We start from the raw sequence: 13,740 nt of genomic DNA on the forward strand, positions 1-13,740 counted from the left end.
TGGGCGACCGGCACGGCACGCTCGAAGGTGGCGCGAGCATCGTCAGTGGTGGCGCGACCGGCTCGGCAGTCGAACTGGACGGTGTGGACGACCACGTCAGCGCGCCGAACACCATCCGCAACGACAGCGCCTTCACCGTATCGGCGTGGGTGAACATCAAGGTGAACCACGGTGCCCGGGCCGCGGTCAGCCAGGATGGCGCGTTGTTCCCCGGCTTCGCGTTGTGGTTCCGCGCGGAACCGGACGGAACCCGTCCAACGTGGGCGTTCGGTATGCCGAACTCCACGACGTCGAGTAAGGGTGTGCAGATCGTGCACTCGCCGGTCGGTATGCCGCAGCTGAACACGTGGACGCATCTGACCGGCGTGTACGACCCGAAGAACAAGCAGCTGCGGTTGTACGTCAACGGCGTGCTGGCCGGCACCGTGGCGATGGACGCCGTACCGGAGTTCGCACCTGGCAAGGTCAGGATCGGCCGGACCATCTGGGACGGCAAGCCAGGGGTCGACCACTGGAAGGGTGCGATCGACGAGGTCCAGCTGCACGACCGGGCACTGACCGAGGCGGAGATCGCGGCCGCGGTCAGCCAGAACAACGTCCACCTTGGACACTGGAAGTTCGACGAGAAGGACGGCAAGACCGCACGCAACGCCGTCGAAGGCGGCGCGGACGGCGTGTTGTCCGGTGGCGCTTCGTTCGATGAGACGGGCGCGTCCAACAACTCGTTGAAGCTCAACGGAACCGACGGTGCGATGGTGACCAGCGGATCGGTGATCCGCACTGATCAAAGCTTCTCGGTCGCGGCGTGGGTGAACGCGCGGGAGTTCGTCACCGGTGGCGCGTCGATGACGGCCGTCGGCCAGGACGGCACCCGCATGAGCGGGTTCTACCTGCAGTACAACAGCATCATCAACAAGTGGGTGTTCACCCGGTTCAGCGAGGACATCGACAACCCGACGTGGTACGGCGCCGCAGCCGAGCAGGCGGCGAGGGCCGGGGACTGGGTGCACCTGACCGGCACGTTCGACGCCCCCACGCGCAAGATGCGGATCTACGTCAACGGCGAGTTCGGTGGTGAGGCAGTTCTGCCGAACGCCCCGTGGCAGGCCGCTGGTCCGTTGACCGTCGGCCGCGGCAAGTTCGCGGGCAACCCGGCCGACTTCTGGCCGGGGTCGGTCGACGAGGTCCGGGTGTACAGCCGGGCATTGTCGGAGGACGAGGTCCGTGGTGTCGTGACGCGGGACAACGTCAAGTCGGGTGAGTGGAAGCTCGACGGCAACGCCCAAGACACGTCTGGCAAGAACCTGCACGGCACACTGAGCCCCAGTGGGGCGGACTGGTCCGCGGGCCAGAGCATGAATCCCAACCCAGCGGACATGGCCGTGCGGCTCAACGGTGCCAACGGGTTCGTCACCGCGCCGAAGGCGTTCGACACCGACAAGAGCTTCTCGGTGGCGGCGTGGGCCCGGCTGGACAAGATCGGCAGCCAGGCGGCGGTGGTGTCCCAGGAAGGCAGCAACGTCAGCGGGTTCACGTTGCGTGCGCTGGCCGATGGCCGGTGGGACTTCTTCGCCGCGCGCTCCGACCAGGCCGTTGTGGGTGATCAGGCGACCGGGCCGGTCGCGACTCGTGGTGTCTGGACACATCTCGTGGGCACCTACAGCAAGGACCGCAAGCGGATCGAGCTCTACGTCAACGGTGTGCTGGCCGCCTCGGCAGCCCACGACGGCGGGTTCAACGCGACCGGGCCGTTGCAGTTCGGCAAGTCCAAGTGGGCGGGCAACCCGAACGCGGAGTTGTTCACCGGCGCGATCGACGACGTGTCGGTCTACAACCGGCCGTTGTTCGCCAGCGAGATCACTGTGCTGGCCGGCCGGGATCTCAGCCTCGGGCACAACTGGACGTTCGACGAGGGCAGCGGCACCGCCGTCAACGACTCGGTCGGTGGGAAGCGTGTCCTGCTGCAGAACGGCACCGGTTTCGCACAGGGCCGGGCAGGCAACGGGCTGCGGTTCGACGGTGTCGACGATGTCGCCGTCACCGAGAACGGCGTCAACGTCAACACGAACACCAGCTTTACTGTGTCGGGCTGGGTCCATCTGGATGGCAAGTCGTGTGACATCGACCCGGAGACGCTGCGCTGCATGATCAGTGCGGTGTCGATGGACGGCGGGGACAGCGTGCCGCCGAAGTTCCGGCTGGGCTACGTCAAGGACATCGACAACGGCAGGCCCGGCAACTGGATCTTCGAACTGCCCGAGAAGAACGGCCAGGTGACCAAGGCGTCGCTGGACGTGCTGAAGGGTGAGAAGGAAAAGTGGGTGCACCTGGCCGGCGTGTACGACGCGGCTGCCAAGGCTGTTTGGCTGTATGTCGACGGAACCCGGAAGAGCGACGGCATTCTGCTCGAGCCGTGGCAGGCCAGCGGCCAGCTGCGGGTCGGCAGCGCCCACGTGGACGGGCGGAACCAGTTCTGGCCTGGGCGGATCGACGACGTCCGGATGTACAGCGGTGCGCTGACCGACGACCGGATCAACGCGTTGATCAGCTCGTATCCCGCGCAGGACGGTCCGACCCCGCTGCCGGTCGCGGACGCCGGACATTGGAAGTTCGACGAAAGCACCGGGACGACGGCGGCTGACTCGAGTGGGCGTGGCCTGACCGCGACCATGAAGGGCGGTGCGGGCTGGTTCGCCGGGCGGAGCGGCGGGACCGGATGGTTTGACGGTACGAGCGGCTTCGCCGAAACGGCCACGCCGGTGCTCAACACCGATCAGAGCTTCTCGGTCGCCGGGTGGGCGTACCTGGACAACCTCACGCGCTACGTCACCGCCTACGGGCAGGACGGCAACAGGGTGAGTGCGTTCCATGTGCAGTTCGACCCCACGGCCAAGAAGTGGGGCGTGGTGGTTCCCAAGGAGGACAAGGACAATCCTGACCTCGACTACTTGATGTCGGCCGAACCCGCGGTGGCGGGCTGGAACCACCTCACGGTGGTCTACGACTCCGGCCTTGAGCAGATCCGCTTGTACGTCAACGGTTTGCTCTCTGGCGTGCAGGTCGGCGTCAAGATCCGCGCATCGGCTGGTGTGTTCTCGATGGGTCGGTGCAAGTGGAACGGGGCCAACGGGTGCTTCTTCCCGCGTGGTGTCGATGAGGTCCGTGCGTTCCGTAAGCCGTTGTCCGACGCCGAGGTCCGGGTGATTCACGACGATGTGCCGGCGGCGTTGCATGGGTATTGGCGGTTCGATGACAGCACCGTGACGGACAAGTCGTGGCGCAAGAACCCGACCACCTTGTCCGGCGTCACTTCGTATGGGCCTGGTGTCACTGGCAAGGCGTTGCAGCTGGACGGCACGTCCGGTGCGGCGACCGCGCAGTGGGCGGGCACGCCGATGCACGACAGCTTCTCCGTGTCGGCGTGGGTCAAGCTGACGAAGGCCGACAAGGTGGCCACCGTGCTCAGCCAGGACGGCAGCAGGCAGAGCTCGTTTGTGCTGCAGTACCGGCCGGAGATCGGTCGGTGGATCTTCGGTGCGGCGAGTGCCGACCAGGACGGCGCACCACTGACGTACGCCCATTCCTTGCAGGCGCCCACGCTCAACCAGTGGACGCATCTGGCTGGTGTGTACGACGCGCCGCTGCGGCAGTTGCGGTTGTACGTCAATGGCCAGCACGTTGGAACGAAGAACGACGCGCTGCTGTGGTCGGGCCTTGGTGCGTTCCACATAGGTCGTGCCAAGGAGAACGGTGCCATGACCGGCTACTTCAGTGGCGCGGTCGACGAGGTGATGACCGACTACGGTGTCACGTCGCCCGAGCACATCGCGCGCTACTCGAACTGGCCGGCACCGTCGGGCGGACAGCTCGGCCGGTTCACCGTGATCGGGGGTGGAGAGCACCGGTCGGCTTACTCGGCCGGGGGCATCTACGACCCGTTCGGCGAGACTCCGGCTGGCTACCGGTACGAAGGGCCGCTCGGCATGATGCTCACGGAGGCACAGCCGGGAGCACACCGGTTGTACAGCTGCCTGATCAACAACACCGACGCGTTCACGTCGATCGACGCGAACTGTGAGGGGCACACGAAGCTCGCCGATCTCGGTTGGGCCTACATCGAGCCGCCGGAGGGTGTCTCGACGGTCGCGCTGCGTCGGTGCGTGGCCGGTGAAGAGCGGTTCGATTCGATCTCGCCGACCTGTGAGGGCAAGACCGACGACGGCCTGCTCGGGCACCTGGTGGCGTACACGACCTTGAGCCGCTACCACCACGGCAGGGCCGGTGAGCACATCCAGACAACAGGTGCCGCCGAACCCGGGTACAAGTGGGAAGGCACGCTCGGCCTCGTCGCGATGAACGACGAGCCGGGTACGCAGTCGCTGATGTCCTGTATGGACGGAGAGGACCAGTTCCTCTCCACGGACGCTGCCTGCGGCGGCAAGACCGTGGTCCGGCCGATCGGCCGGGTCTGGACGCAGGCACCAGAGGGTCGTGCTGCCAAGGAACTGCTCTCCTGCAAGGTGGCGGGCGGTTCCATGGACGGGCAGCACTTCGCGTCCACCGCGTCGTGCGAGGGCCACACCCAGGTCGCCTCGCTCGGCTATGTGCTGGCATCCGTCCCGGTGCCGCTTCGTCCATGATTCCCGACTGACAGGGAGAGTCGTGCGGTCAAGACCGATCGCGCTGTCGGTCAGCGTGGCGCTCGTCACGACGCTGGTACAGGTCGTGACGAGCCCCGTGGCCGCCGCGGAAACCCAGCCATCAGTGCCGTTGCCATCGACGCCGTCCACTTCCGTGGTCGCGCCGTCGCTGGCCTCCTACGGCGAGGACCAAGCGTCCAAGAGCACGCTAAGCGGCAATCAGCCACCGAAAACGACCTCACCGGACGGTCACGGCACGACAGCCGCGACCTCGTTGGCGCCGTCGGCGAGTTGGAGCGTCGCGTCGCACACCGGGGACTTTTCGTGGTCCTATCCGCTGCGGGTGCCACCGGCGCCCGGAGCGTTGGTGCCCAGCCTCGCACTGTCGTACCGTTCGTCCGAAGTGGACGGCCGGACCAGTGCGACCAACAACCAGCCGTCCTGGGTCGGTGAAGGCTGGAACCTGTCGCCCGGATTCGTCGAACGCACCTACGGCAGCTGCGGTGACGACGACATGGGTGACGTCAAACCTCCTGAAACGAAGGGAGATCTGTGCTGGCGGACCGACAATGCCACCGCGAGCTACAGCGGTAGCGGCGGTCCGCTGATCCGCGACGACGTCACCGGGGACTGGCGGACGAAGAGCGACGACGGTTCGCGCATCGAACGCCGTGAGGGCATCGCCAACGGTGACGACAACGGCGAGCACTGGGTGATCACCTCCATGGACGGTACCCAGTACTGGTTCGGGTCCCAGCCGGACTCGAAGTCGACATGGACCGTCCCGGTGTACGGCGATGACGCGAACGAGCCGTGCCACAAGGACACACTGGCGGCCTCGCACTGTGTCCAGGCTTACCGGTGGATGCTGGACAAGGTCGTCGACCGCAACGGCAACATGATCCGGTACCACTACCTGACCGAGACCAACAAGTACGGGATGAACGAGCAGGACACCGCGGTCGAGTACATCCGCGGTGGCACGCTCGACCGGATCGACTACGGCCTGCGCGACAACGTCACCACGCCGAGCGGCCGGGTCGTGTTCGAGTTGGCGAAACGGTGTGTGCCAGGCAGCGACTGCCTGGAGGCGAGCAAGAACAACTGGCCGGACGTCTCGTGGGACAACGAGTGCAAAGCCACTCCGTGCAAGGAGCGCTACCCGTCCTTCTGGTCGACCAAGCGCTTGGCGAGCATCACCACGCAGGTTCTGCGCGGCACAACGTACGACGACGTCGATCGCTGGGATCTCGAGCACAGCTTCCCGGACCCGGGCGACCGCGAGAAAGCCTCGTTGTGGCTCAAGAGCATCAAGCACACCGGGCTGGTGGGCGAGGGGTCAGTGACTCAGCCCGCGGTGACGTTCGAGGGCACGGCACTGCCCAACCGCGTCGACACGGCAACAGACGGCATCGCACCGATGTACCGCTACCGCATCACAGGCGTGCGTTCCGAGACCGGCGGACTGGTCTCGATCACCTACACCTCCCAGTGCGAACCGGACAGCCTGCCGGCCAAACCGGAAGAGAACGAGCAATGGTGTTTCCCGGTCGTGTGGGCGCCGAAGAACTTCGCCGAGCGCACTGACTACTTCCACAAGTACATGGTCACCAAGGTGATCACCTCCGATCGCCTGCGGGTCCAGAACAACCAGGCACTCAGCAGCCCCGAGCAAGTCGTGAGCTACGAGTACCTGGATGGTGCGGCGTGGCACCGCGACACCTCGGAGTTCACCAAGGACAGCAAGAAGACCTACAACGAGTTCCGTGGATTCAGCCGGGTCCGCACCAGGATGGGCGCTCCCGGCGACCCCTCCGGCAAGGTCACCATGTCCGAAGAACGGTTCTACCAAGGTATGGACGGCGACAAGCTGCCGAACGGTACCCGGCCCGCCTCGGTGAGCGACTCGCACGGTGGTACCTATCCCGACTCGGACTGGTTGCAGGGCTTCGGATTCGAGTCGTCCACGTTCGTTCACGAAGGTCCTTCGGACAAGCCTGATCCGCCTCGGCTCAGCAAGGCCATCAGCAAGCCGTTTGTCCGTGGTCCGACCGCGAAACGCGGCGATCTGACCGCCTATATCGTCCGGACTGAGACCGCACGCTCCTTCACGGCGTTGTCGTCCGGGCAGTGGCGGATCACCAGGACGGACACCGACTACGACGACCGTGGCCTGCCGACGAAGATCAATGACCTCGGCGACATCGACAACGCTGCGGATGATCGTTGTGTCCGGAACACCTACGCCCGGAACACCGACAAGTGGATCCTTGGTCTCATCGGTCACACGGAGACCGTCTCCGTCAACTGTGATACGCCTGCGGTCTACCCGCGGGATGCGCTTTCCGCCACACGCAACACCTACGACGACAACGGCAACACCAAGAAGATCGAGCAGGCGACGGAGCGGCCTGCGTCCGAACCGTCCTACTTGACCAAGTCCACGATGGACTATGACGCCCACGGACGCATCACCGTCCTCAAGGACGCCCATGGCCGAGCGACGACCACTGTTTACACTCCGCAACTCGGCGGTCCGCTCACCCAGACGGTCGTGACCACTCCGGCGCCCCGTACGGGCGTTACCGGTCTGGCGACAACCACGACCTTGGAGCCCGCGTGGGGCTCGCCGACGAAGACCAGTGACCCGAACAACCGGGTGACAACGCTGGTGTACGACGCGGCAGGCCGTAAGACCCAGACGTGGCTGCCGAACCAGCCGACGACAGGCAAACCGAGTGTCAAGTACGACTACCTGATCCGCAATGACGGCGCGAGCGTCGTCACGACCACCAAGCTTGGTCCTAACAAGACTGAGATCACGAGCAAGACCCTGTACGACGGACTGCTGCGGCCGAGGCAGACTCAAGCGCCTGCGCTTGGCGGCGGCAGGCTGCTGACCGACATCCGGTACGACTCCTTCGGCAGGCAGTGGAAGGCGACGCAGCCGTACTACAACAGTGGCAGTGTCGACGACACCTTGTGGCTGGCCTCGGACACCGAGATCCCCGGGCATACCCGGAGCTACTACGACGACGCAGGCCGTGTGTCCGTGTCGGCCTACTTCGCCGGTGCGTTCGAGAAGTGGCGGACGACGAAGACCTATGACGGCGATCGGGTCAACATCACGCCGCCGTCGGGTGCCACGCCGGTCACGACCATCACCGATGCACGTGGCCAGATGGTCGAGCAGCGCAAGTACCACGGCACGAAGGCCGAAGGCGATTACGACGCAACGCTTTACTCGTACACCAAAGCCGGTCACCTGGAGACGGTGACAGATCCGCTCAGCAAGATCTGGCGCTATAAGTACGATTTTCGTGGTCGGATGACAGAGCAGGAAGACCCTGACAGTGGAACGTCTATCACATCGTACGACGACCTTGACAGGGTGACTTCGAGCCGCGACGGTCGCGGCGAGACGGTTGCGTTCGAATACGACAACCTGGACCGCCGGATCGCTACGTACGTCGGCCAAGTCGGCGGTACGAAGCTCGCCGAGTGGACATACGACACTGTCATCAAGGGCAAGGGCCAGTTGGCGTCCTCGACCCGGTGGGTGAACGGCGCCGCGTACACCCGGAACGTCCTTAGCTACGACCAGGTTTACAACCAGACTGGTACGTCGTTGACGATTCCGGCCAAGGAAGGTTTGCTCGCCGGGACGTACGAGACCTACGCCTCGTTCAACGTCAACGGCAGCGTCGGAAGCCAGGGGTATGCCAAGGCAGGGGAGTTGCCTGCCGAGAGCGTCAGTTACAAGTACGACGACCTTGGCCCGGTCCTGCAGAGCTGGGGCGGATACAACGGCAGCACATTCCACTACGGGTCTGCGACGGAGTACACGCGGTACGGCGAAATTCAGCGGTTGCGACTCGGTTCTGGTGACCGCCGTGTCTGGCAGTCGTACTACTACGACACCAGCACCCGGCGGCTGAACCGGTCCATTGTGGATGCTGAGCTGCCGTCACCGATGCAGACGGACACCAGGTACACCTACAGTCCGGCAGGCACGATCACCTCGGTGGCGGACGTACCGCTGGGCAAACCTGCCGACATCCAGTGTTTCCAGCAGGATTACCTGCGCCGGACCACCGAGGCCTGGACGACGACGGCCGCGAACTGGACGGCAGACCAGGGTTGTACAACCCAGCCCAGCCTGACCTCCAGTGGCCCTGCTCCGTACTGGCACTCGTACACGTACGACAAGTCGGGCAACCGCAAGAGCGAGACGCAGCACGGCAGCAACGGCGACACCACGAGGACGTACGAGTATGACGTCCTCGGGCACGCGCACGCGCTGAAGTCGGTCACCACCAAGGGTTTTGGCGTCGATACCAAGGAAGATTACGAATACAACGCCAGTGGTTCGGTGATCCGCAAGGGCGATCAGACCTTCACCTGGGACGTCGAGGGCAAACTGACCGGCGTCAGCAAGGACGGCACGAGCACGACCTTCCTGCACGATGCTGAGGGGAACCGGCTGATCCGCCGTGACCCGGACGCCACCACGCTGTATCTGGGCGGTCAGGAACTGCGGGTGGCTGTTGGTGGCGGTAACCCGACGGTGACCCGGTACTACCGCCACGGCGGACAGATTGTCGCTGTCCGGCAAGGCAATGGTTCGCTCACGTGGCTCGCGGGCGATCACCAGGGCACCGGTCAGATCGCGATCAACGCAGGCACGCTCGAGGTCACCCAGCGACGTCAACTGCCGTTCGGCGCGCCCCGTGGTGCGGCTGTGCAGTGGCCGGGAGATCGAGGATTCGTTGGCGGTGTCGAGGACAAGAGCACAGGTCTGACACATCTGGGCGCACGCGACTACGACCCGTCGACAGGAAGGTTCATCTCGGTCGACCCGGTGCTCAACCCGTCCGATTCCCAGCAGATCAACGGGTACACGTACAGCAACAACAACCCGATCACGTTCAGCGATCCGAGCGGGGCGTTCTGCGACAGCTGCGACTTCTACGGCCGTGAGGACGAGAAGAACGGCGGCAGCGGTTCGATCTGGACCCCGGTCCCGCCCGGTCAGCCCACCAAGCCCAACGCGCCGACCGGATACGACAAGGGCGACAAGATCGGTCAGCGAGCGGCGATCATCGACGGCCGCAACAAGGACGCGACCAAGCAGCCGATCATCTTCGACCGGCGGATGCCGACGTTCGACGAACTCAAGGCGTTGCGGCTGACCGGGGTCGGCTACAGCGACGGTGAGTACGCGAAGGCGCTCAAGGACTGGGCGAAACACGTGTGCCGGCGGTCCGTCGGCAACGAAGGTTTCTGCTCGTACGTCCAAGACTTGGGCATGCTCGACATCGAGAAGTCGCCGGTCGCGGACTTCATCATCGGGCTGACTCCGTTGGGAGTGCTGCAAAGCGCATCGGAGTGCGCCACGGGAGAGTCCTCGTGCTGGTGGATGGTGGCCGACATTCCGGTGCTCAAGGCGGCGAAGCTGCTCAAGAGCGGCAAAGCAGCCAAGGCCTGCAGTTTCACCGCGGACACCAAGGTCGTGATGGCGGACGGAACGACCAAGCCCATCTCGGAGGTGAAGCTCGGGGACAAGGTCCTGGCTGCCGATCCGGAGACCGGTGCCAAGGGCGTGAAGACCGTGACAGGCCTGAGCCGCCACCAGGACAGCGTGCTCGACCTGGTGACCGAGGACGGCGGCACGGTCACCACCACCGCGGACCATCCATTCTGGAACGCGAGTGACGGGCAGTGGCAGCGTGCCGATCAGCTCGACGCCGGCGACAGTCTGGTGACCGCCGCCGGTGACCACGTCGCATTCCGTGAGCTGAAGCCAGAAACCCGGAGGTCAACGGCGGCGTACAACCTCTCCGTGCTCGACCTGGAGTCGTACTACGTGCTCGTGGGCGACGACCCGATCCTCGTGCACAACGAACGCACCTGTGACATCGACGAGATCGGGTTGCCGATCAAGGGTGATCACGTACTGGTGCGTCACGGCGAAGTCATCAACGGAGACATCGAAGGCAACGTCATCGTCCGGGGCGGAACCGTCAACGGCAACATCAAGGGCAATGTGGTCATAACGCACGGCGGGACAGTGAATGGCAACGTGGAAGGCACCGTGGTGCAGGTCGGTCAGATCGGCGACGACATAGGCCCGGAGGTACAGACCAACCTGCTGAGAGGAGATGTGCACGGCACCTTGATGCAGATCGGATACCTCGAAGGCAGGATCTTCTTCCCAGGGTTGACGGTCGGTTAGGCGAGCTCGTGGCGAGTCGGGGGTGGGACACGTTCCCACCCCCGAAGACGCCATCGCCGAGCGGCGCGGACAGTTGGACAGCTGGCCTGACTCACGCCCGGCGACGGCGTGAAGGCAGCAAAAGCGCGAGCAACGACGCGGCCGCGACGAGGCCGCCGATCACGGTGAGCGCGGTCTGTGGCGTTGCCTTGCCGATGATCTGGGCGAGTACGAAACCGCCTGCGGCGAAACCCCAGCCGATGGCCGCGTACTGCAGGCTGAAGCCCATCGCCCGCCGATCGCCGGGGAGGATGTCCTCCAAATGCAGCGATCGCGCGAGCACGACCGGTCCCTCCAGCAGGCCGGCCACTCCGTACAGCAGCACAAAAAGGACACTGTGGTGCACGAAGAAGGCCGACATGATGACGATGCCAAGCAACAGCAGGCATACGTCGGCCTGTTGCTCGTGTGTTCCCGGCCAGGTGCGGCGCATCCCGTAGAGCAGACCGCCAACGGCTGTGCCGACCGCGTAGGCGCCCAATGCGAACCCGGCCAGCGCCGGTGCCGACGCCGCGTCGAACAACGGCGGCGCGGCAACAGTCATCGCACCCAGCATCAGCCGCAGTACGGCGGTGAGCAGCAACGTGCGGTGCAGCACGAGCGTCAATGCCCACAGGCCTGTCCGCGTTTCTCGTGTGGCGTGGCCAGGTGTGCGCGGCAAATACAGCGCCGCCACCATGCCGATCGCCGGGAAGACACCAACCAGCGCGATCGCGGCGGTCGGTGAGGCGAGTCCCGCGCAGACGCTCACGATGATCGGTGCCAGCGCCCAGCACGTCTGGTTGATCACCGTGTCCAGCGACAGTGCCCGGGGCAACGCGGCGGCACCCACGACATGGGTGAGGGTGGACCGGAGGCCGCCGGGCGCTCCCGCTGGAATCGCGCCCGCCAGTGCGGCCACCGCCAACAGCAGCACGTCCGCGCCGTCGGCGATCACCAACAGCGCCAACGTACCGAACAGCGCCGCTTCGATCGCCAGGCACGGCGCGATGGTGCGGCGCGGCGACCATCTGTCCACCAACGCACCGGTGATCGGGGCCGCCAGCGCCTCGCCGAGCGTGTGCGCGGCCACGAGCAGGCCACCGAACACGTAGCCACCGGTTGCCGCGTGACCCACCAGCACGAGTGCCAGCGGCGCCATCGCCACCGGCAGTCGCGCACCGAACGTCGCGACTGCCCACGACAACCACCCCGGCGTCGTCACGACCCCGCGATAGCCGTCCGATTTGCCTAACGACACCACGCTGGCACCCCTCGGCCTCCGTCAGGCCATGGCCGCGAGCTTGGCCAGGAACCTGTCCTTGTTGATGATCGCGCGTTTGTGCGTGCCTTTGCTGACCACCGTGCCGCGCGAGTCGGTGGCGACGAACTCGACGTCGATGGTGCGGCCGTCGCGCCGCATCACCACCTCGAACGTCACCGTGTCGCCCTTCGGCGTCGGCGCGAGGTGCGCCAACTGGACGTCGACGCCGACAGTCATCTCGCCGGGTTCGAGCTTCGGGGCCATCAGGTCGACACAGACCTTCTCCATCGAGCCGAGGATCGACGGCGTCGACAGTACGTGCAGGCCCTCGTTGCCCCACCGGGTCGCGCAGTCGTCGTCCTCGACGAGCTTGCTCCCGCTTCCCTCGATCGTCTCGACCACGGTCATGCCCCCTGCGTGATCTCGGTGCGCGGCGTGAACCGCTCCGCGATGTCCTTGTATATGTTCTTCTTCTGCATCTCGGTGGTGCCGCCGGCGATGCGGATCGCAACGGCGTCGCGCAGATGCCGTTCCACACCTTGGGTCCGGTCGTAACCCATGTGCCCGAAGATCTGTACCAGTTCGACCGCGGAGCTCACCGCGCCCTCAGAGGCTGCGAGCTTGGCGCACGACGCAAGCGCGCTGTAGTTGTCGGCACGGCGGATGAGCGCGTCGGCGGCCGCGTAGGCCAAGTGCCGAGCGGACTCGATCGTCATCCGCATGACGACGATCTTGTCCTGGATGTATTCGTGGTTGCCGATCGAGGTGCCGAAGGCCTGCCGCCGCGATGCACGCTCGACTGTGGTCGGCAGCAACGCTTCCAGTTGTGACGCCACCACGATGCCGTACATCAGGCGGTCGAACGCGAGGAACGAGTACAAGGTCGCAAGACCGTTGCCTGGCTCACCGACGATGTCGTCGCGCGTGACTGTCACGTTGTCCATGAAGATCGGGCCGGTTGGACTGGTCCGCTGCCCCAGCAGATCTTCGTGCTTGCCGGTGGTGAGGCCACGTCGGCCGCGTTCCATCACGAACAGCGTGATATCCCGCTTGCCGATCCCGTCGAGCCGACCGACCACCAGCATGACGTCGGCCTCGGGCGCGTTGGTGATGTGCGCTTTCTGGCCGCTCAGCAACCAGTTGCCGGCACCGTTCTGTTCAGCCCTGGTGTGCACAGCGGCAACGTGCGACCCGCCGGTGGGCTCGGTCGCCGCTGTCGCACCGAGCGCACCGGACGTCAGTGCGGGCAGCAGCCTCGCTTTCTGTTCGGGCGTACCGTGTTCGAGCAGCACGTGCACCAGACCTGCGTGTGCGACCGCTGAGAGCACGAAACCGGAGTCGTCGGCACCCAACGCGAGACCTTCCAGTCCTGCCAGGAAGTCCCACAGCGTGCCACCTTCACCGCCGTACTCGGCAGGCAGGTGCGCGGTCCAGAACCCTTCCTCCGCCAACAACTTCCATGACTCGTGGTGGAACGCCCCAGACCGGTCGCGGTCCGAGGTACCCGGCGCCACCCGCTCGGCGCCGAACACCCGAAACCGCTCCCTCCTGGCCTGCTGTTCCTTCGTCCAGGTGGTCCTCAT

General features: G+C 65.3%; 5 protein-coding genes. 2 read left to right on the forward strand and 3 right to left on the reverse strand.

The features are described from left to right. Both B9C43_RS30635 and B9C43_RS30640 read left to right on the forward strand, forming a co-directional pair. Positions 1-4,640: LamG domain-containing protein (locus B9C43_RS30635; protein ID WP_084430424.1), on the forward strand; the 4,640-nt coding region annotated here is incomplete at its 5' end. A 22-nt stretch (positions 4,641-4,662) separates the two neighbouring features. Next, complete coding sequence (locus B9C43_RS30640; RefSeq protein ID WP_235038941.1) at positions 4,663-10,875, forward strand: RHS repeat-associated core domain-containing protein; 6,213 nt, start codon at positions 4,663-4,665, stop codon at positions 10,873-10,875. Between the two features lie 91 nt (positions 10,876-10,966). Here the strand turns inward: B9C43_RS30640 and B9C43_RS30645 are convergent, their stop codons facing one another. Genes B9C43_RS30645 through B9C43_RS30655 form a run of 3 tightly spaced genes read right to left on the reverse strand, consistent with a single transcriptional unit; the run spans position 10,967 to position 13,740 of the window. Beyond that, positions 10,967-12,157, reverse strand: coding sequence for an MFS transporter (locus B9C43_RS30645; protein ID WP_084430426.1), 1,191 nt, complete (start codon positions 12,155-12,157; stop codon positions 10,967-10,969). Between the two features lie 21 nt (positions 12,158-12,178). Continuing rightward, a complete protein-coding gene (locus B9C43_RS30650; RefSeq protein ID WP_084430427.1) occupies positions 12,179-12,565 on the reverse strand; it encodes a thioesterase family protein in 387 nt (128 codons plus the stop codon). Beyond that, positions 12,562-13,740, reverse strand: a complete 1,179-nt coding sequence (locus B9C43_RS30655; RefSeq protein ID WP_084430761.1) for an acyl-CoA dehydrogenase family protein — start codon at positions 13,738-13,740, stop codon at positions 12,562-12,564. Before B9C43_RS30655 ends, B9C43_RS30650 begins: the two co-directional genes overlap by 4 nt.

The organism is Kibdelosporangium aridum (genome assembly GCF_900176515.1).
GTDB classification, from domain to species: Bacteria; Actinomycetota; Actinomycetes; order Mycobacteriales; family Pseudonocardiaceae; genus Kibdelosporangium; species Kibdelosporangium aridum.

Coding starts and splice junctions, on each gene's coding strand:
- B9C43_RS30655 (WP_084430761.1), bottom strand. CDS start 13,740: ATGAGGACCACCTGGACGAAGGAACAGCAGGCCAGGAGGGAGCGGTTT.
- B9C43_RS30650 (WP_084430427.1), bottom strand. CDS start 12,565: ATGACCGTGGTCGAGACGATCGAGGGAAGCGGGAGCAAGCTCGTCGAG.